At 55.4% G+C, this 19,627-nt stretch carries 18 protein-coding genes; 13 read left to right on the top strand and 5 right to left on the bottom strand.

Going from position 1 to position 19,627, the window contains the following annotated elements; genetic code table 11:
* Window positions 1–11: 11 nt before the first annotated feature.
* On the bottom strand, window positions 12–899 hold the full coding sequence (locus tag QP400_RS00730; protein ID WP_004806004.1) for a glycosyltransferase family 2 protein: 888 nt from the start codon (window positions 897–899) through the stop codon (window positions 12–14).
* A 61-nt stretch (window positions 900–960) separates the two neighbouring features.
* Window positions 961–1,485, bottom strand: a complete 525-nt coding sequence (locus QP400_RS00725) for an SGNH hydrolase domain-containing protein (RefSeq protein ID WP_004806005.1) — start codon at window positions 1,483–1,485, stop codon at window positions 961–963.
* Between the two features lie 1,415 nt (window positions 1,486–2,900).
* Here QP400_RS00725 and QP400_RS00720 point away from each other — a divergent pair.
* The 3 genes from QP400_RS00720 to manA are packed head-to-tail and all read left to right on the top strand — an operon-like array spanning window position 2,901 to window position 6,440.
* Complete coding sequence (locus QP400_RS00720) at window positions 2,901–4,298, top strand: class II fumarate hydratase (RefSeq protein ID WP_004806008.1); 1,398 nt, start codon at window positions 2,901–2,903, stop codon at window positions 4,296–4,298.
* Between the two features lie 54 nt (window positions 4,299–4,352).
* Window positions 4,353–5,255: an aldo/keto reductase gene (locus QP400_RS00715; protein WP_065420875.1), complete on the top strand. Its 903-nt coding sequence runs from the start codon at window positions 4,353–4,355 to the stop codon at window positions 5,253–5,255.
* Complete coding sequence (gene manA, locus QP400_RS00710) at window positions 5,256–6,440, top strand: mannose-6-phosphate isomerase, class I (RefSeq protein ID WP_004806011.1); 1,185 nt, start codon at window positions 5,256–5,258, stop codon at window positions 6,438–6,440.
* Here manA and QP400_RS00705 read toward each other — a convergent pair.
* Window positions 6,417–7,103 carry a TIGR03089 family protein gene (locus QP400_RS00705; protein ID WP_004806014.1) on the bottom strand — a complete coding sequence of 229 codons (687 nt, stop codon included), beginning with the start codon at window positions 7,101–7,103 and terminating at the stop codon, window positions 6,417–6,419. The two genes, manA and QP400_RS00705, sit on opposite strands and share 24 nt — an antisense overlap.
* Before the next feature lie 234 nt (window positions 7,104–7,337).
* On the opposite strand from QP400_RS00705, the gene QP400_RS00700 reads away from it, so the two are divergent.
* From QP400_RS00700 to QP400_RS00690, 3 genes are read left to right on the top strand one after another with little or no spacing between them, the layout of a single operon-like run.
* On the top strand, window positions 7,338–7,574 hold the full coding sequence (locus tag QP400_RS00700) for a WhiB family transcriptional regulator (protein WP_176744646.1): 237 nt from the start codon (window positions 7,338–7,340) through the stop codon (window positions 7,572–7,574).
* Window positions 7,571–10,630 (top strand): glycosyltransferase family 2 protein, encoded by a 3,060-nt coding sequence (locus tag QP400_RS00695; protein WP_004806018.1) that lies wholly within the window; start codon window positions 7,571–7,573, stop codon window positions 10,628–10,630. The genes QP400_RS00700 and QP400_RS00695 overlap by 4 nt, the downstream gene beginning before the upstream one ends.
* Complete coding sequence (locus tag QP400_RS00690; RefSeq protein WP_004806019.1) at window positions 10,612–11,862, top strand: DUF5719 family protein; 1,251 nt, start codon at window positions 10,612–10,614, stop codon at window positions 11,860–11,862. The genes QP400_RS00695 and QP400_RS00690 overlap by 19 nt, the downstream gene beginning before the upstream one ends.
* Here QP400_RS00690 and QP400_RS00685 read toward each other — a convergent pair.
* Both QP400_RS00685 and QP400_RS00680 read right to left on the bottom strand, forming a co-directional pair.
* Entirely contained in the window at window positions 11,849–12,124 is a 276-nt protein-coding gene (locus QP400_RS00685; RefSeq protein WP_180803532.1) for a metallopeptidase family protein, read from the bottom strand. The genes QP400_RS00690 and QP400_RS00685 overlap by 14 nt on opposite strands.
* 164 nt (window positions 12,125–12,288) lie before the next feature.
* Window positions 12,289–13,656: a hypothetical protein gene (locus tag QP400_RS00680; protein WP_141740529.1), complete on the bottom strand. Its 1,368-nt coding sequence runs from the start codon at window positions 13,654–13,656 to the stop codon at window positions 12,289–12,291.
* A gap of 345 nt (window positions 13,657–14,001) precedes the next feature.
* On the opposite strand from QP400_RS00680, the gene QP400_RS00675 reads away from it, so the two are divergent.
* The 7 genes from QP400_RS00675 to QP400_RS00645 all read left to right on the top strand — a co-directional run bounded on the left by QP400_RS00675 (window position 14,002) and on the right by QP400_RS00645 (window position 19,612).
* Window positions 14,002–14,370 carry a DUF3499 domain-containing protein gene (locus QP400_RS00675; RefSeq protein WP_434739020.1) on the top strand — a complete coding sequence of 123 codons (369 nt, stop codon included), beginning with the start codon at window positions 14,002–14,004 and terminating at the stop codon, window positions 14,368–14,370.
* A gap of 12 nt (window positions 14,371–14,382) precedes the next feature.
* Complete coding sequence (locus QP400_RS00670) at window positions 14,383–14,550, top strand: Trm112 family protein (RefSeq protein ID WP_004806025.1); 168 nt, start codon at window positions 14,383–14,385, stop codon at window positions 14,548–14,550.
* Window positions 14,547–15,212, top strand: coding sequence for a cation diffusion facilitator family transporter (locus tag QP400_RS00665; protein WP_004806027.1), 666 nt, complete (start codon window positions 14,547–14,549; stop codon window positions 15,210–15,212). The genes QP400_RS00670 and QP400_RS00665 overlap by 4 nt, the downstream gene beginning before the upstream one ends.
* A 66-nt stretch (window positions 15,213–15,278) precedes the next feature.
* The gene (locus QP400_RS00660) at window positions 15,279–15,455 is read left to right on the top strand and encodes a hypothetical protein (protein ID WP_196793450.1); all 177 of its coding nucleotides are present in this window, start codon (window positions 15,279–15,281) and stop codon (window positions 15,453–15,455) included.
* 53 nt (window positions 15,456–15,508) lie between these two features.
* Window positions 15,509–16,192: an MtrAB system response regulator MtrA gene (mtrA, locus tag QP400_RS00655; protein ID WP_004806030.1), complete on the top strand. Its 684-nt coding sequence runs from the start codon at window positions 15,509–15,511 to the stop codon at window positions 16,190–16,192.
* Complete coding sequence (gene mtrB / locus QP400_RS00650) at window positions 16,189–17,970, top strand: MtrAB system histidine kinase MtrB (RefSeq protein ID WP_004806032.1); 1,782 nt, start codon at window positions 16,189–16,191, stop codon at window positions 17,968–17,970. Before mtrA ends, mtrB begins: the two co-directional genes overlap by 4 nt.
* Complete coding sequence (locus QP400_RS00645) at window positions 17,957–19,612, top strand: LpqB family beta-propeller domain-containing protein (RefSeq protein WP_004806033.1); 1,656 nt, start codon at window positions 17,957–17,959, stop codon at window positions 19,610–19,612. Before mtrB ends, QP400_RS00645 begins: the two co-directional genes overlap by 14 nt.
* The last annotated feature ends 15 nt before the right edge of the window (window positions 19,613–19,627 follow it).

Raw genomic sequence — 19,627 nt, 5'->3', positions numbered from 1 at the left:
GTGTGGTTTGTCTATTTCCTGCCTCTACGGTCTTGGATGAAGTTCTTTACTTTCCACTTTGCCCATCCGAAGGCAGTCTCCTGGCTGCCCCGTAACTGATTAAACATTGCCGCTTGCCATAGCAGTGCGCCAACTCCGTTCTTCTCGGCGTATTCGCGCAAGTACTCATCCCGCACTTTCAGATCGAAATAGTGGTGCTTTTCTGCGCCTGCAAACACGGAATTACCCAATACACCAGCTTGGGATCGGCGCTGATGCCAGAAGGCCAACGGCTGCCCATCGATGAAGCCCACATCGTACTTTGCTGCTAGGCGCAGATGAAATTCCCAATCTCCGACGACCGGTAGATCGTCACGGAAACCGCCCAATTCGTCGATGACCGAGCGGGGGTACATGCACGATATTGGTACCGCAATGTTGGAACTCATTAGTCTAGACAGCGAGAACTGTTTTACATCGGGCCAGGCAATTTCGCGGCCCAACTCAGTTACAGTCTGTCCTTCGATTTTTTCCAGGACGATTTCCGTTCGAACGGCTACGCCGCCGTAGCCGGGGTGCTCGTCTAGGAAGTTGGATGCACGTTCTAGGAACAGGGGCGACCAGGTGTCGTCGTCGTCATGGATACAGATGTAGCGGCCGGTAGAGGACTCTATCGCTATGTTTGAGGCTCGTTCCATGCCTTGGGAAGTCTCATTGTGAATGACGCGTGCCCGTCCCTGCAAGAGGCTTGCATGCTTTTCGAGGAGCGCGTCTACAGGAGCTGGATCGCCGCCGTCGTTTACTACGATGAGCTCGAAATCGCGCATGGTCTGCTTGGCGCAGTCTTTGAGTGCGCGATCAAGGAGGACGGTGCGGTCCTTCGTCCTCGTAACAATAGAAACCAATGGCCTTGTCGCCATGCCCTCTCCCTCCTGTGGAAACGCCTCAATACATTCTGCAGAGGCCACTACACCCTGTAGCTTACTTGGGTAAAGCTAATTTTGGCGCCTCGCACGCGAATAGTGGTCCCATGGATTTAGCGTATTGTGCCTTTAAATGGTTCTGGTCAAGATAAACGTAGATGTTACCAATAATCATTGGGCAAGCCCCAGACGGGCAGATCCACGGCGATGGGTCTAGGTAGGACACCGGCTCTCTCTGCTTCTTTAAAAAGGCAATATAGGCTTTCGAAGGGGCAGGCGTGGGGTGTATACCTGTGGCCTTAAACGCCATCTCCTGGGCACGTTCTATGTTCACGTTCGGATCCGTCGAGAATCGGGGAGCATCTCTCAGGGCCAATACAGCACTTCCACCCTGCAAATACCTCCTTATAGCTTCCTGGACGCCGGGTTGAACTATTTCCTCATTATTGCTGTCCTTAGGTTTGAAGGAGGAAGTCAATATCACCAAATCGGGCTTCATAGTCAGGGTGAAAGCCAATGCGTCCTTACTCCATCTTGCACACTGGGCTGACTCCTGGCTCGCCGCCTTTGAGGCCCGCCCCATGGGCACACTCACCTTGATACAGTGCGGTAAGCGACCAATCATTCTTTAGTTCGGTGAGCGGGGAAGCAGGCCAAGTATTTTTTCGCAGATTGGGATGCAAAAGAACTCGGGCTCCCCGATTATTGCGCGCTGCTAGCCTGTCTGTTGCTTGAACCATTCTATCTAGGTGAATGTTCGCAACGGTGAGCGGCACTAGTGCTGCTGCTAGGGCTACTACAATGACCGCCGCTGAGCGGCGCCGTTTCTGGGTTAGCCAGTTTGAGTAGCGTATTGGCGCATCCACAAACCGTGTGAGTAGCCCAGCAATTATTACGCTCCCGAATAGAACCGCAAGTTTGCGAAGCCAACCACGCTTTCCGCCCTCGGCAGTGATAGTAAGGGTGATGAGGAGCGGCCAGTGTACAGGTAGAGGGCGTAATAAATGTCCCCCAAATGTTGGAACGGTCTTGTAGAAAGGAGCGAGGCTACCGACCAGGGAAGGTGAGCGCGTCCCTATGCAATAACTAATAGTGCGGCTACAGTGGGCCATAATGCCGTGAAACCAGGAAATCCTCCTTGCACGTCCCAGATAATCCCGCACAGCAAAATGGCTATGAATGCGACCTATACGACGGTTGCCCGCACCAGCCGATTGGGAAGTGAAGGAGTTCCCCGAAAGTTTGGTCCAAAGCCAAACTGCTGCTCCACTAAGGGCAGGGCGAGGGCGAACGGCGCGCCTATTGCGAATTCCCACAGGCGGGTGAAAGTAGAAAAAGTAAGAGTAGGTCTGATCTGCGTTAGTTATGTATATAAACCAGGTCAGGGATGCGACAAAGATTATTCCATAAACAGTCCACAGCCCGCTCCTAGCGCACACCCCGATCTTGCGGTCTATCCACACAGTCAAAGAAATAAGGGCGGGCCAGGCCAGGAATATCTGCCCCTGAATAGAAAGGGACCAAAAATGTTGAAACGGGCTAACCCGGTCTTTATTGGCGTAATAGTCGGCGGAAGACCTTCAGGCAGTACTGGACAACATTGAGCGGGCCATTTCTATCTATGCGTCGTAAGAACATCTGCATCAGCAAATAGCTGGAGATGAGTAGGAAGATGTCAATTCCGCCGCTGACTCTTCCAATTCCAAGTGTGGTACACGACCACCATCAATATTGATGCGGCTCTAAGTCCGTGTAGCTCAGAACGAAACTTTCCCGCGGAAGTAACCCTTGGATGTGTCTTTGCCTATTTCATCAACACGGACCAGACCAATATGGGCGAATGTATATGCGGTAGTGGTGGCAGATGGGCAGATAAGGCATACCCCAAGGGTTTGCGCGGGCATAATGGGACCTACGACTAGCCTAGAAAAAATGTGTGCGAGACAATAGTTAGCAGCGGCGCGCAGCGCCACCCAACTACGAGTAGGAGACAAGTCAATGGCTGACGAATTCCGCATTGAACATGACACGATGGGCGAAGTAAAGGTGCCAAAGGAGGCTCTCTATGCCGCACAGACCCAGCGTGCAGTACAAAACTTCCCGATATCTGGAAAGGGACTATCGGATCACCACATTGCCGCTCTTGGGCAAGTAAAGCGCGCGGCAGCAATTGCCAACCTAGAATTGGGCGTAATTGACGAGGCCACCTCGAAGGCGATCCAGCAGGCTGCGGAAGAAGTCATCGAAAACAAGCACGACAAGGAATTCCCGATCGATATCTTCCAGACGGGATCCGGCACTTCTTCGAATATGAACACAAACGAAGTGGTTGCCACCTTGGCAAGTCGGATCAAGGGCGACACCGTACACCCCAACGATCATGTGAACGCTTCCCAGTCCTCAAATGACGTGTTCCCGACCTCTATCCACATTGCTTCCGTGCAAGCGGTCAACGAAGTGTTGCTTCCAGGACTCAAGACCTTGGCGCAGTCACTGGAGAAGAAGTCTGAGGAATTCGCCGACGTTGTGAAGTCTGGCCGAACCCATCTAATGGACGCTACCCCGATCATGCTGGGGCAGGAGTTCTCCGGTTACGCTATGCAGATCCGCAACGGCATCAAGCGGATCGAGGGCGCACTGCCGCGGCTATGCGAGTTGCCGCTTGGTGGCACTGCGGTTGGCACCGGAATCAATACTCCTGCCGGATTCAGCCAGCGTGTTATCGAATTGATTGCCCAGAACACGGGCCTGCCTTTCACCGAGGCGCCCAACCACTTCGAGGCGCAGGCGGCCCAGGATTCTCTAGTTGAAATGTCCGGGGCTATTCGCACCGTGGCCGTCTCGCTAGTGAAGATCTGTAACGATCTGCGCTGGATGGGATCGGGCCCGCGTACCGGTATTGGCGAACTGGCACTGCCCGACTTGCAGCCGGGCTCTTCGATCATGCCAGGCAAGGTCAACCCAGTTGTTCCTGAAGCCACCGTCCAGGTCGCAGCCCAGGTGATAGGCAATGACGCGACCATCGCCTTTGCGGGAGCTCAAGGCAATTTTGACCTGCTTGTTATGCTGCCCGTCATGGCTTCCAACCTGCTCGAATCAATCAACATCGTGGGTAACGCCGCCAAGGTTCTTGCCGAGAAGACAGTTGATGGCCTAAAGGCAAACGTTGACCGCTGTAAGGAACTGGCTGAATCTTCGCCCTCGATCGTCACCCCGCTGAACCGGGTGATCGGGTATGAGGCAGCGTCTAAGATCGCCAAGCACGCGGTCAAGGAAGGTATTACAATCCGCGAATCCACCATTGACTTGGGCTTTGTGGAACGTGGCGAAATTAGCGAAGAGGATCTGGACAAGGCCCTTGACGTGGCCTCTATGACTCATCCGAAAGAAAAATAGTAGGTAATCACTTTAGCGGGGGCGGCTCTGGTGCGCCCCCGCTATTGTTTAACCATGATCTACGGAGCAATGGGGCTGGGCGGCCCATGGGACTCGCCGCGTGTTGGCGAGGCAGAAGCGTCTCAAGCGCTCGCGGCTTTGCGGGCTGCTAAAGAGGTTGGGATCGACACGATCGATACGGCAGACATCTATAAGGACGGGTATGCCGATAAGGCAATTTCTGCGGCTTTCCAGGCCGATCCTTCGCTTCGCGACCATTTCAAAATCCAGACTAAATTTGGGATCCACCTAAAGGGAGTGCCCAGGTACGAACAGACGCCGGATAGATTGAAGGAATCTTTGGAGGGGTCGCTGGACCGCCTCGGCGCCGACCACATCGACGTCCTCCTTATACATAGGCCCGATCCGTTGGCCGACAAGGCAGCCGTTGGTAAGGCACTCATGGATTTGCTGGCACAGAAGGTAATCGGGGCAGTGGGGGTCTCGAATATGCATTCGGCGCAGTTGCGAGCCTGGGCTCAGTACGTTCCACTAGCCGCAAATCAACTCCAGCTTTCGCTGGGACATCACGCCTTTGTGGACGCAGAAGTAGACTTCAACACTGCTGGCCAGCCCAGCTTTGACGAGCAAACGATCGAATGGTGTCTAAATAGGGGCGTGCAAATTCAAGCTTGGAGCCCCTTAGACGGTGGTCTTTACACCGCGGATGTGCCCGCAGCCGATCCGAACGTGGAACAGACCCGGAAACTTGTGCATCAGTTGGCCCAGAATATGTCGGTGCCGCCAGAGGCCATAGTATTGGCATGGTTAGAGAAGCATCCGGCAGCCATAGTGCCAGTCATAGGTACTACCAAGCCGGAACGGATTTGGGCTTGTGCGCGTGCCCGGGAAGTCCACCTAGAGCGGAGTCAGTGGTACGACCTCTACCAGCACGCGCGGGGAAGGAATATTCCTTAGATGTTGTTGCTCGAGGGCGCTAAGCAACCCTACGCGTGGGGCTCACGAAATGCACTGCCAGCCTTACTACGCGAGCCTGCCGACTCTACACCGGTAGCCGAAATTTGGTACGGATCCCACCCGATAGCACCAACCAAAATAGTGGGCGGGGGAACGCTGGAAGAGCATATTTGTTCTGATCCGTTGTCCGCACTCGGACAGGACACCGTCGACAGGTTTGGGCAGTCTCTGCCATTTTTGATGAAATACGTGGCGCCTGCCAGGCCCCTTTCTCTGCAGGTGCATCCCTCAAAAGAGATCGCGGTCAAGGGATACGCGCGCGAGGAAGAACAGGGGATTGATCGTTCCTCGCCCTCGCGCTCCTACAAGGATTCCAACCACAAGCCAGAGATGCTGATGGCGCTCACCGATTTTGAGGCGGTGGTCGGTTTTAGGGCGCCCCGCAAAGCCCGCGAGATCTTACGCGACTTAGCCGCACCGCTAGCTCGCTCCCTCTTCGATATTCTGGACCACCAAACTAATGCGCTCGGAATGCGCACCATTGCGACCCAACTGATGGATCCTGACACGTGCCCGGATGAGGCAGCCGTCAACGAAGTGGTGGTGGCTTGCCGAGACCGCATCGACCGGGGCACCACGCCATCGAAGCGAGCCGATACCATTGCGTGCGAGCTTGGGGAGGAATATCCCGGAGACGCAGGAGCAGTGCTTTCGCTCCTGCTAAACCCTGTCACCTTGCGCAGAGGCGAGACCCTGTTCATTCCCTGCGGGCATATCCATGCCTACATGTCGGGCTTGGGGCTAGAACTGATGGCAGCTTCCGACAACGTCTTGCGAGCCGGGTTAACCGAGAAATACGTGGATGCGCGCGAGGCACTGCGATGCACAGATTTTTCTGCAGCCCCACCGATGCGTATAGCCCCAGAGTGGGTCAACAACTGGACCGCCGTCTACTACGCCCCTGTTGACGATTTTGAACTCTCGTTAGCGCAGCTGGGAGCCGAGTGGCGTCCTCTGCCGGGGAGGGGGCCTAGGATCTTGACTTGCCTCGATGGGCAAGCAGTGATCGCTACAAAATCGAATGAGCTTTCTTTACAGCGGGGCCATGGGGCGTTTATCGACGCCTCTGACGGTACCGTGCGAGTGCGCGGGCACGGGCACCTAGCGCAGGTGGACGTCCCCTAAGGTAGCGCCCTCGACCTGCAGGATGCGCTCCAACTCTTGGTCATCCAAATCAGCTGGGATCAACACCGCGCTGCCGCCGGCCGCCCATAGCCGAACACACTGCAGGCTAACCGCGAAGAGGTCGCCACTAATAGCGAATCTTCCGGCAGGAACGGGCGCAATGGAAGTTACTTCGGCAAAAGCGGGTCCGCCCTCGTAAAGAGGAAGGTCTTCATCCGGCGAGGGAGCCCACACTAGAGAGTCGGCGTTCGCCATCATGTCAGAGGCGATGTCGACGGTTCCCTCCGGAAGCGGATGGGGGTAAGTGAGGTGATGGAAAGGTAAAGATAGTAGCCCAACCGAGTCGGCCCTATCTTCTTTTACCCAGGTCTTAGCGGTGTCTACCTGGTCTGTCACTGCAAGGACGGGGGCAGACGTGTTGAGGGGGAGTGAAGCATGCCAGGTGCCAATAGTCCAGCAAATTGAGCGCCAGTGCAGCGGCAGGTCCAGGGTCACTGCCGCCTCGGTGTCACCATCTGAAAGATCCACTAGTAAATTGGCGATCTTAGAAAACCAATTGGCAAGCACGTGGCCGGTTAGCTCTACCCGCTCGCCTCCAACATAGGAAGTAAGGGCGGGGCTTACGCGTTTATCCAGGTCTCGAACAAGTGATACAAGATTCATAACCTAATAATAGAGTCCTTTGCGAGCAAGGTTTGGCGCGAAATAGCAACAAAGACACAAGCGATGGAAATCATCGGGCGGAAAAATGGGGCTCGCTATCATGTATGCTCTTGACATAGACTAATGACACGCATGTAATTTAGATTCGCAACAACGAGGGGGAGCGCTGTGTGGAACATACTTGGCGAAGGTGACCTTGACCTAACCCAAGCCTTCGGTTCCGAGTATGCCGACATGGACGTACTTGAAGGGCCACTTGCCTGGCAAGAGCGCGCCCTCTGTGCCCAGACCGACCCGGAGGCATTTTTCCCGGAAAAAGGTGGCTCCACCCGCGAGGCAAAAAACGTTTGTGCGGCATGCGAAGTTCGCCAAGAATGCCTAGAGTACGCTCTTGAAAACGATGAGCGCTTTGGGATCTGGGGCGGCCTATCTGAACGTGAGCGGCGGCGTCTACGTCGCAAAGCGGTTTGAACCGCGAACTTTCCTCCGCCCGCGCCTTCAAGCCCGTGCGGGCCTTGGTTGTCACTCCCGGAGACAGCCAGTACCTCGACGCCACTTTAGAAGCTATTCTTTCCTCTACTGTTCTCCCCGACAGGGTTAGCGTGGTAGATACCAGTGCTGATTTTCTTTTGGCGGAAGTGAAATCTGACTGGTTGGACGTCATTTCTGTCCCAGGAGCTACCTCACTGGGGCAAGTAATAGCCCAGATTGATAGTATTGAGGAACCTCTTCTGTGGCTGCTACACGACGATTCGGCTCCCGCTCCAAACTGTTTGGAACTACTTGCTTTAGAGATGGAAAAAGGGCGGACCATCGCAGCATGCGGTCCGTCGCAACTTGATTTTGAAGGGGTAAAACTCCTGAGCGCAGGCATAGAGGCCACGCGTACAGGATGGCGGATGCCCCTAAATGACGACATCGACCAGGGCCAGTGTGACGACCGTTCGGATGTCTTAGCTCTTGGCACTGCGGGATTGCTCCTGGATTGGCAGAAAGTTCGCGCAGCCGGGGGGCTAGACCCATCAGCCGGTAGGTACGGTGAAGGACTTGAACTTGGCCGGAGACTACACCTGGCAGGGCACAGAGTCGTACTAGTAGCAAAAGCGCGGGTGAGGCACGCTCAGGAATCGTTCCGTGGAGAGCGGGCCAACCCGGCAGAACTACGCCGTTCGCGCTACTACAACGCGGCCTTGGCAGTGTACTGGTTTGCCGTGCCGTTCATCGCCCTGTGGGCGTTGGGGAGCGGGCTTACTCGGTGGCTCGGCCACACGGTCCGCGGCCAGCGAGCACAGGCGAGGGCGCAGCTTCACGCAGCCATCGCCTTTCTGACCCGTCCCGGGAAAGTAGTAGCAGGACGCAGTCGCATTCGCCGAGCCAGAATAATGGCAAGAGCAAGGCTTGCCCCGTTGGAGCTGACCAGAGCTGAAGTGCGAGCCGAACGGAAGATTGCCAAGAAGATCGAACTTGATGCGGCCCGCCCCGCGCCTTTGGAACCGGTCGCTGCTGCGGCGGTAGTAGCAAGACGAGGACGCGAGAAAGCCGCATTAGCAGCATCTTTAGTGGTGGCTGGCATTCTGAATCTTTTCCTCACCCGCGGTGTTTGGGCACACCCGTACGGCGGTGCTTGGCTGGACCTTCCCTCTAGATGGCGCGACCTGGCCGAAGCGGCCTTCTCTAATTGGATCCCGTCGGGGCTAGGGGAAGCCGGCATGGCAGACCCGATTCTAGCGATTCTCTGCATGTTTACAGGACCCTTCGCTGCAGTGGGAATATCTCCGTCTAAAGCGATGGCGTTCCTTTTCGCATTCTTGCCACTAATCTCCTTTGCCACAGCCTGGGCTGGTACGGGGGTCGTGACCCGCGCTCCGTGGGCTAGAACCGTCGGAGCTTTCGGATGGATGTGTGCTCCCTTCTTCCTAATCGGAATGCACCAGGGCCGTTTTGCGCCCTCCCTGGCCCACGCCCTCTTCCCACTTATTGTGTGGGCGGTCGCGGGCTTGGTCAGAGCCCACGCCCCGCACCTAGGCTTTGGGGTGAATGGAAAAGGAGTTGCCGGTGAACTTGGGCGTCCTCACACGCGTGCCTTTGTCGGCATCCTAGCGCTGCTGGTGGTAGGCGCCGCCTCCCCGATCCTCGGATTGAGCGGAGCCCTGGTATACCTGGTCGCTGGTATTTATCTGCTTCTAACCCACCGGCCTGGCGGACTCATCGGGGTACTGGCAGGCGTTCCCATGTTAGTTGCAATATCGCCCTCGCTTGCGGATGCCCTAGGAAAGGGACACCTACCGACCGTGCTTCTTTCAACTGCTGGCATGCCGGTGCAGACCCCGAATGTTCCTACCTGGGCGTTACTTGCAGGAGTACCCCTAGCTGGTAAAGAGCTACTGGCCCTACTGGGGGCGGCACTGGCTGTCCTGGCAGTAATCGCCCTCGCTCTTCCGGAACGCGTAGTTGCTGCCCGCATCTCCTGGCTCTGCTTGCTGGCAGGGGCGGCAATCGCGGTCCTGTCTGTCTCTGTTCAGGCAGGCATAGACGAAAACTACAACATGGTTTCTACTTGGCCCGGACCCGGGCTGACACTGGCCTGGGTAGGACTAATCGGAGCGGCAATTTCTACTCTGGACTATCTGCGCAGACCCTGGAGGAAAAAGCCGATCCTGGTGCTAGGAGTAGCTCTGTCGCTGGTGCTTCTAATTGGCGGGTTGGGCAGTGGTACTTACTTCGCAATTTCACCCACCCCAGATAGCTTCCAGGCAGCGCCAAACCGACAGGTACCCGCAACCCAACAAGGAGTGCAAGATTCCGGCACGCGCTCCAAGGTCGCTACCCTGCGTCCCACAAGCGGCGCAATAGAAGTGTCCCTGCTGCGCACAAATACCGCCTCATTGACCGGGCGGAACGTGCTCTCTAGCTTGCAGGCGCCGGGTGAGGGGGCCGCGGCGAAACTGCGTTCCGCAGTAGCAAACCTAGCCTCTAACTCGGGGACTGATGTTGCTAACGAACTAGCGGATCTGGGGGTAGGCGAAGTCATAATCCCGCGCTCTGTACTAGGAAGCGACGAGGTAGCTTCGCCCTCTACTGAACAAGCGCTCGCCCGGAATCTCGCCGAAAAAATCGACGCTGCGAAGGGAATAACCCGGATAGGCTCTAACGACCTAGGAATACTGTGGCGTGTGCGCCCTCAAAGCGCCCGCCTAAAGGTTGGCGACCAGGTAGTACCCTCCGGCTATCTGAGCGCTCGGGCAAAAATCAGCGCAAGTCCGTCCGTACGTACCCTAAAACTTGCGGAGCGGGCAGACTCCGGCTGGAAAGCCTCACTCGGTGGCAAGGCCTTAGAGGCAACCAGTGCGGCAGGATTGCAGAGCTTTGAAGTGCCAGCTAATCTGGGCGGCACCCTTCGGCTGAGTATCAATCCGATCTGGATATGGCCGTGGCGGCTAGCCTACGGAGCGCTAGTGCTAGGAGCCCTGGCAGCTGCGATCTGGCCCGAACGGAAGGAGGTCGTAACGTGGAAGCTAGGAAAATAATTGCGCCCCTCTCGGCCCTCGCGCTTATCGGTGGACTTGGCGGCATTGTTGCCTACGGGACTCATCCGCTTGGGACTAAGGCCGTTGCGTACTCTTACGTCACGCCTCAACGAGGCCCTACATTTACCGCATGCGCTCCAACAGGGGGAAAAGGAAAGGCAGCCATTGCCGGGATCACCCAACAAGGCACGCCTGCACGCGTGCTTGTTGACGGCAAGGAAATAGGGGCCGAGGCTCCTGCCGGGGCGATACTGCAGGCGCCGCCCTCAAACGGGAAAGCTGCCGTGGCTGTGGGGCTTCAGAGCAACACCCCAAAAGCCTTTTCCACCTGCGAAAGTCCGCGCACTTCAATGTGGTTACTTGGAGGAGCCACCACCACCGGGACAGATTCCACCTTGCTACTGGCTAATCCCAGCGAGGAAGATTCTACCGTTACGATCGAAGCATTCTCGAAGACTGGGCCTGTCGATTTGGTGAGCTCGCGTGTGAGTCTGCCAGCAGGCCATACGGTAACGGTTCCATTAGCAGGGCTAGCCCCTGAAGAAGAACGCGTGAGCCTACACCTGACTGCGACTGGTGCGGGAGTAAGCGCCTGGCTACAACAGTCGATGACTAAAGGCCTAAACGACCTAGGCACAGAAGTAACAGAGGCTGCCGAAGGCCCCGAAATGACCAACTTGATTCCTGGGGTAGGCTTTGCCGATGCCCAGTTGCAGATTACTAATCCCGCAAATAAGGCCATCCACGCTCAGGTGTATAAGGCCGAGGGCGATGAACGAATCCCCGTTCCCGGCGGGAAAGTTACGGTAGAACCCGGAGCCGTTGCCGAGATCTCCTTAGCTGGTCTTGGACAGGGACGCGGCACAGTGCAGGTGCTATCTGATAAGCCAGTTCTGGCTGCAGTCCGCGAACGACAGGGTAAAGACTTCACGTGGACGACTGCAAGAGCTGAGGCAAAGGACGGGATTTTGATCGTTCCCAAGGGAGCCCAGATCTATGCCAGTGCAAATGCCGATGGCGTAGTGGAATTCCGCGGCGCGGGGCAAACCCCGAAGAAGCTAAAGGTGCCCGCCCTAAAGAGTGCTTCAGTTGCGCTGCCTGAAGGCACATGGCAATGGAAGTCCGACGGGCCGGTTGCGATCACCGGAGTGGTAAGCAAGTCCGCAATCTCAACTTTTACCAGTTCAAGATCAGCCCGCGAACTCACAGCAATAGGCATTAAAATCCGTTAGGGTCATACCCCGGATCTACATCAGTGGGGGCAATTCCCAGTGCCGAGGCGATCTGGTCTACTAGCGCCAGCCGGATAATTTTTGCCAGGTCGCGGCGGTTGCTCGCCCTCACAGAAAGTGGAATACGGTAGAGCACCACCCTAGGCTTCAGTCCTGACCCAGCGCGCCCGGTAAACGTTCGTGCTAAGACCGGCGCCTGTCGTTCCCAGGGGGCAGGATCAGACGGAGGTACATCCTCGACAGCGAATTCCCAATCTGCCACACTAGGGAATCCCTTTCTAATGGATCGGGCATTAGCGATCACAAGCATGTCAAAGAACTGGGACCGAGTGAGCGAACCGGGCAAGGTGGGCGGCATTAATACGCCGCGTCTTCCTCTACCGTGTCGATCCCTGCAGATGCTCATACGTAGACTCTAGTTCCGATTTACCTAGCTAGCGAGGCATGTCCGCCGGGAGTTTTTGTCTTCAGGCTCAACCCGCCCATCAATACTGCAACTGCGAGCGCGGTTGTGGCGATTGAAAAATAACTGTAGCGGTAATCCGAGACCGGAACTATCGGAATTTGACTTACTAGCCAGAACAAAGATGCTGCAGAGAGCCAGAATGCAAATGAATGATGTTCTTCTGAGAGCTGGCCTTTTCGTCTTTGTAGGAAGCAAATAGTAGCTAGATTGATCAGAAGATAGGTAGCGGGGCAGAACAGAAATGGGGCCCACCTGGAACTTACAGAATCTGTGTAGCTTGATGTTGAGGTAAATGCGGCGGAAAACCTTGGAGAGAAATGTCCTTTGATCTTTCCTAGATTGGCAGGCCAGGTATCGAAAATAAAATGGGAGAACACTTCCATTCTGTACCCAACATATTTAAACGGGTGCTGTGGAATGACCGCGAACCAGGCCTTCATAAACTCTGGGTGGAAGCGATGGATGCTAGAAAAAACTGTGGTTCCATCTTCAATGGTAATCCGTTGGCCATCTGCGCAGGAATACCACATCAGGTTCTGTTTATGCCCTTCGGCCGAGCAGCGAGTAATGGCAGAGGACAAGAATTTCTTGAAGTCGCCAGATAGTGGCAAATCCATCACCTCCGTAGGGGAGGAAGTATTTATGAGGTCGTCCAAAAATAGCTGGTCTATCTGATGAGTCTTCGTCGGCTGCGCAGCGATCTTCACAGTGGCATTCAAGCCTGCGGTGGCAACAATCAGAGCTAGGCAGGCACAGCCGATGGCAATAACGGTTCTGCTACGAAAGAGTCTCTTGGTCTTGCCCTGACCTGACTGCAGATGTGGAAGTAAGGCGCGGATCTTCCTCCCGGCTAGCGGGAGCAAGAAAACTACTGCAAAGAAGCCGTTCGCGCGTAGCAAGATGGCCGCGGCTGCGAACATAAAGAACAAGGCTAAAGACCAGCACTGGCCGCGTTTTTTGCCGCCTATCCAAAGGCTTGCAATTGCCGTAAGAAGGCAAAATGTTAGGAACTGGTCCTTCCACAACCTTCCCGACTGGATAAGGAGAGGGGCGTAAAGGGGGAGGAGGGTAATCAGGCAGGCCCAGAGCAAATCGAGCTTTCCCCTTCGATATCCCGACAAGGCAAAAACCAGGAGTGAGCCCACAAAGAGAGTTATTTCGAAGATGAATAGACACGACGGTTTGGAAGTTAGCCACATTCCCCATTTCCATATGAGTGCCATAAGGGGCGGGTGCCAGTCGTTGAAAGGAATTTGACCGGAGGCCTGCGCAAACTGCTCTTCAAGGTCAGGTCCGTATAGGATCCCTGGGTAGAAACTGAGGAGCATGACTAAATACGAGGTGGCGGCGCTAGCGCAAATAGTTAGTAACTTGGACGGCCTCAACTGTCTCAATTTCGTTTCCCTTGGATAATAGATAAGCAATTAGTTTCTTGGAACACTAATGCATGCTAAAAGCTGTGGCAGAGGCATTTCTTTTGAAACGACAAATTAGTGTAGTTGCATATTATTCTATTTGTGTCTTTGTGGGTAGATGAATCAGCTGTTCAGTTAGATCTATGAGGAGTTGGTGTTGCCCGGCCCTGCCAACCGGGGAACGCGCCCTCCGGCGGGTAGTCTGCACATGTGAGACCTATTCGCACCTGTTTTAAGACCACTTGTTCGCGCCCGGCTGTGGCAACTTTGACTTTTGACTACGACGAATCGACCGCTGTGTTGGGCCCTCTATCCACCGAGGCGGAACCGCAGGCGTATGATCTCTGCGCGGACCACGCAAATCGATTGACTGTTCCCAATGGCTGGGAAGTAATCAGGTTGGAAACAAAATTCGAAGAGCGGGACCCAACCGATGACGATCTGATGGCTCTCGCGAATGAAGTGCGAAAGGCTAGCGAGCCCAAGTCACATCCGATAGTCAAACCGGAGCCAAAGAGTGAACTTGACGCGTCAGTTTCGCGTCATCCGGCAGCGAGGACGCAGGTAGGAAGAAAACGGGGGTATTTACGCGTAATATCGGGACAAGAAACTTCCCCCCAACAGTAAAAGGAGCTAGGTATGCGCGACTGGGTGAAGGATATTCTCGTGTCACCTTCCAGCGGCAACAAGCTTGAAGAGCAGGACGGATACTTGGTAGATGTTGCCTCCGGTGAGGCATACCCAATTCGTGACGAAGTCCCTCTTTTGCTGATAAGTGAACAGAATAACGTTGGCGGTCGCCAGTGAGTAACGAGGGTGGAACGAAGGCAATCTTTGCTGCCGCTGCGGCAAATGTTTCAATTGCGATCGCAAAGATAGCGGCGTGGCTACTGACCGGGTCTTCAGCAATGCTCGCCGAAGGAATCCACTCCTTTGCGGATACCGGTAACCAGGGCTTGCTACTGGCGGGTTCCAAGAGGGCGCAAAAGGAGCCTGATTCGCAACATAACTTTGGTTATGCTCGCGCCCGTTACCTGGCCGCATTCATCGTCTCTATTGTGCTGTTCTTGGCAGGTGCGTGTTTCGCCCTCTACGAGGCCTACCACAAGTTTGTCGATCCACAGCCTATTACCTCATGGCATTGGGTGCCCGTAGCCGTACTGCTGATTTCAATCATTGCCGAGGCCACTTCGCTTAGGACCGCCCTGAAGGAGGCGGGTAAAGCTAAAGGGAATCAGAGTATCTTTGGCTACATTCGCTCTGCTAGAGCACCTGAAATTCCAGTAGTGATGTTGGAAGACATTGCTGCACTTACCGGTCTGGTGTTCGCGTTGTGTGGGGTGGGAGCAACCTTAGCTACTGGCAATGGCAGATGGGATGCTCTAGGATCTGGTGCCATCGGTATCCTGCTGATAGTGGTAGCGGCGTTCCTTGCCTCTGAGACGGCGTCATTGCTATTAGGAGAGTAGGTTACCCCAAACGTCGCCAGGCGGCTGCGGGAAGGGTTTAGGAAAGCTGATCTCCACATCATCCACTTGCAGACTCTGCATTTAGGACCGGAGCAAGTGCTGGTGGCTGCCAAGATTGCTGTGGCGGCGAATTCTTCTGGCAAGCAGATAGCGGACCACATCAACGAGGCTGAAGCTGCCATCCGCGGCTCATTGCCGGAACTAGATCTGACAATATTCATCGAGCCCGATCTTTCGAAGTAAAACTGAAATCTTTCAAAGTAAGATTAAGAGGCGAACAACAGAGAAGGAGCCTTATGAGCGCGCGTATTTTGGTTGTAGACGACGACGAGGCATTGGCCGAGATGATCGGCATTGTAGTAGGTGCCGAGGGCTTCGAGGCGACCTTCTGCGCAGACGGTGATAAGGCCCTAGAAGCATTCGAACGCGATCAGCCTGACCTTGTACTTCTAGACGTGATGCTACCGGGGTTGAGCGGCATCGAGATCTGCAGGCGGATTCGCTCAATTTCTGGCGTACCGATCGTAATGCTCACTGCAAAAACCGACACCACTGACGTGGTGCGGGGACTAGAAGCCGGGGCTGACGACTACATTCCGAAGCCCTTCAAGCCGAAAGAATTGGTGGCGCGGGTGCGCGCTCGCCTGCGTCATGTAGATAATTCCGAGACGGAACGGGTCCGAATTGGCGATCTCGAGATCGATGTTGCTGGCCACGAAGTGACTAGGGATGGCAAGGATCTGGGACTAACCCCGCTCGAGTTTGATCTGCTGGTTACCCTCGCCCGGAAGCCGTGGAAAGTATTCACCAGGGAAGAGCTACTCGAAGAGGTATGGGGCTACCGCCATGCTTCCGATACTCGTTTGGTGAACGTGCATATCCAGCGGCTTCGGTCGAAGATCGAGGCTGATCCAGAACATCCCGTCATCGTTCTTACTGTGCGTGGGGTTGGCTACCGCGCTGGTGGCGACAAAGCGTGAGTTTTGCTGGACGCATCCTCTCTTTACGCCCAGTAAAGTGGTTTCAGGATCGATACCTAGTTAAAGCAATTCGCCAGAACCTAGGTGTGTTTATCACCGTGGTGCTGGTTGCCTCTACAGCGGTGATGATGCTGTTGCTTTCGGTTTTCGTCTCCTCGCACATTCGTGACGGCTTGTTTCAATCGAGATTGGATCAGATTATTTCTGACGCGTCCGTGCGTCGTGCTGCCGTGCAGACGGTGCTCGACCAGTCCAATGTAACGGACGGCGGTGAGCTGCAGGACGTGGCTTACCAGCTTATGCAGGATCAACGTGAAGGCGCGGCTGGTGCCGGTGCGGTTGGGGTCATGTTGCTGCGCAGTCCACAAGAAGCCTCCAGCGTAAGAATCAACGAGGTAGTAGATACCTCCCTGCAAGGAGTACTGACTCCGCAGATGCGCGCCGAGGTAGCGGCGGATTCAACTGCTCAGTGGCAATCGGTGAAGCTGAACGTGGGCGGAAAAGAAGTCCCCGGCATAGTTGTAGGCCAGTCGGTGCTGTTGCCTATGGCAGGTGCTCACGAGTTTTACATCGTCTATTCGCTTGCGCCTGAACAGGGAACCATCGACATGATCATCCAGGTGCTAGCGGTGGGAACGCTGATCATTTTGATCTTGCTTACGGTCACCATTATTGGTGTCTCATACCAGCTAATTACGCCTGTGCGAAGGGCCGCGGTGGCTGCTTCCAGATTTGGCGAGGGCGACTTGTCTGCCCGCCTGGAGGTAGAAGGCGACAACGAGCTATCGATCCTGGCTTCTAACTTCAATAAGATGGCTCATTCGCTGCAGGAACAGATTGCAAATTACGAGACGCTAGCAGATCTACAACGCCGTTTCGTCTCGGACGTTTCCCATGAGCTTCGTACGCCGCTGACCACTATCCGAATGGCAGCTGAAGTGTTGCACGATTCCAAAGAGGACATGGGACCGGTGGAATCGCGTTCGGCGGTGATTCTTTACGAACAAGTAGAGCGCTTTGAACGGATGCTCGCTGATCTACTTGAAATAAGCCGGATTGATGCCAACACTGCGCTTTCCACGCGTGAAGACATAGATATTAGTCAGATTGCGGCCAGGGTGATTTCTGATTCTGAGGCTTTGGCGCAGGCTAACGGGGTGGAAACTATTTTCGAGACTGCCGGTCCGGCGATCGCAGCTATTGACTCGATTCGCATAGAAAGGATCATTCGGAACCTGTACACAAATGCTTTGGAACACGCCGAAGCCCGTCCTGTGAAGGTTTCGGTAGCGTGTTCGAAGACTGCTGTGGCGGTGCGCGTTCGCGATTGGGGCGTCGGAATGACCGACCAAGTTGCTGCGCATGTGTTCGATCGTTTCTATCGTGCCGACCCCGCCCGAGCCCGCACAACCGGAGGAACCGGCTTGGGGTTGGCAATTGCGGCAGAGGATGCCCATATCCACAACGGTTTACTTACGGTGATTGGGTGTCCACAGGCAGGATCAGCGTTCATGCTGGTGGTTCCCGTAAAGGCAGATGTGCCCATTTCCGAACTGCCGCTGCAAATATCCGATCCGGAATTGGACAGAGCCCGCGCCGAGTGGTCTAGGACCCACCCCGAGGACATTACTCTGGGTTCGGTTGCTGCCGATAATGGAGAGCAGACAGTGGAGCTTCTATCTGCCGATGGGACGCCTTCTATGTACGAGGCAGATCCGGAAAATGTCAGCGAAGGCGACTATCCAGAGGAGCAGGAGGAACGTCGTGAAGATTCGTAAACTAGCTTTGCTAGGCGCAGCCCTGTCCCTCCTTTGTTCTTGCGCGTCGTTACCTACCTCGGGGCCGGTCACTCCGGCCAAACCCGAGCAGGGGGTACAAGATCCATTGGCGCAGCTGGCAGCTCCACCCACAAAAGGGGCCAGTCCTCAGCGACTTACTGAGGATTTTTTGCGTGCTGCGGCTGCCGGTACTTATGACGATTTTGCTACCGCGCGCGAATACTTGACCAAGGAAGCAGCCCGGATTTGGGATCCCAAGCGCGAAATTACGGTTACTCAGGATTCTATTCGGATTACCTACGACCAGGACGGACAAGCGTCTAAGCTCAGCGGTATCCGCAGATTGCGCGTTGATCAGAACGGCATTGGTGATTCCTCCCAGATAGGCACGCGAGCAGGCGCTGAAATAACTTTCGGCAAGGTAGATGGGCAGTGGCGCATCACCTCTTTGCCACAGGGGATCATGATCCCCCTGGATTCTTTTAACACTGCCTACACGAAGCGAAACCTGTACTTTGTTTCTACTGACGCCAAAGTGTACGTAGCCGACCCTAGGTGGCTGCCGAAGCAAGGCATGTCCACTAACCTCATCAAGCTGTTGCTGAAGGGCCCCTCGGGTGCCATTAGCCCAGCCGTGCGCACTTTTATTCCCGCAAACACTAAATTAGATGACACTGTAAAAACGGACGGATCACAGCTGTCCGTGAAGCTATCTGGGAGGGTACGTACCCTTTCCTCTAAAGACCTAGGATGGGCTCGCGGCCAGATCGAACGGACATTGTCTGGGCTGTCCAGTTCTTCCACGCTAAACGTGATTTCTGGCGGCTCCGCCTTGCCCGCAGGAACCCAGCCAGAGGAACAGAAATACGACGCGGATTATCTCTTGGGTATTCGCTCTGGGACCGTAGTAAGTGACCTGAATTCCCATTCTCGGCAGCTAGTATCCGCGCAGAAAACTCAGAGCTACCAGTTGACAGATCCGGCTATTTCCCCCGTAAGTAGCTCGCCACTGGTAGCCAATGCAGAAGATTCCGGATTGGTACTCTTTGGCCAATCGACTCCGATAGTCGCTTACCCCGGGAAGGCATTGCGCCCTCCGGCAGTGGATAGACGAGGATGGATTTGGACAGGCGATTCTTCCTCGGCGACGGTAGTGGTCATGAATGAAGCTGGCCAGCTCAAGGAAGTGTCGGCAAAATGGCTGTCCGGTAGGGCAGTAACTCGCCTGGTCCTTACGCTGGATGGGGCGCGGGCGATGCTCCTGGTATCCGAGAAGAACGGAACTGAGGAGGCCTACGTGTGTGTGGTCCACCGCGACGAGCACGGGAGCCCGGTGGCATTGGTGAACCCCACGCAGGTTGCCACCTCTATCCAGAAGATTCGCGATGTTGGGTGGGTGGATTCGACAACGGTTGCGGTATTAGCGAAGGCGGATGGGCAATCCGCCCCCGATATTGAGACAGAAGAGATCGGATCGACGTCGACCAACTTGGTTGGCCCGGTGGGGGCAACACGGGTGCTGCGGGGCGGACCTTCGCAGTCGGTGCGTGTAGCTGACTCAAACGGTCGGCTATTCATAAAGTCTGGAGCCGGGTGGAAGTCTGTAGAGACGAAGGCTACCTCGCTAAATTATCCCGGGTAAGCGTGCACAGGAGTC

The organism is Winkia sp. UMB3158 (assembly GCF_030217145.1).
Classification (GTDB): domain Bacteria; phylum Actinomycetota; class Actinomycetes; order Actinomycetales; family Actinomycetaceae; genus Winkia; species Winkia anitrata.
This window is presented reverse-complemented; position numbering and strand designations above follow the sequence as displayed.

Coding starts and splice junctions, on each gene's coding strand:
- QP400_RS00730 (WP_004806004.1), bottom strand. CDS start 899: ATGGCGACAAGGCCATTGGTTTCTATTGTTACGAGGACGAAGGACCGC.
- QP400_RS00725 (WP_004806005.1), bottom strand. CDS start 1,485: ATGGGGCGGGCCTCAAAGGCGGCGAGCCAGGAGTCAGCCCAGTGTGCA.
- QP400_RS00720 (WP_004806008.1), top strand. CDS start 2,901: ATGGCTGACGAATTCCGCATTGAACATGACACGATGGGCGAAGTAAAG.
- QP400_RS00715 (WP_065420875.1), top strand. CDS start 4,353: ATGATCTACGGAGCAATGGGGCTGGGCGGCCCATGGGACTCGCCGCGT.
- manA (WP_004806011.1), top strand. CDS start 5,256: ATGTTGTTGCTCGAGGGCGCTAAGCAACCCTACGCGTGGGGCTCACGA.
- QP400_RS00705 (WP_004806014.1), bottom strand. CDS start 7,103: ATGAATCTTGTATCACTTGTTCGAGACCTGGATAAACGCGTAAGCCCC.
- QP400_RS00700 (WP_176744646.1), top strand. CDS start 7,338: ATGGACGTACTTGAAGGGCCACTTGCCTGGCAAGAGCGCGCCCTCTGT.
- QP400_RS00680 (WP_141740529.1), bottom strand. CDS start 13,656: ATGCTCCTCAGTTTCTACCCAGGGATCCTATACGGACCTGACCTTGAA.
- QP400_RS00670 (WP_004806025.1), top strand. CDS start 14,383: ATGCGCGACTGGGTGAAGGATATTCTCGTGTCACCTTCCAGCGGCAAC.
- mtrA (WP_004806030.1), top strand. CDS start 15,509: ATGAGCGCGCGTATTTTGGTTGTAGACGACGACGAGGCATTGGCCGAG.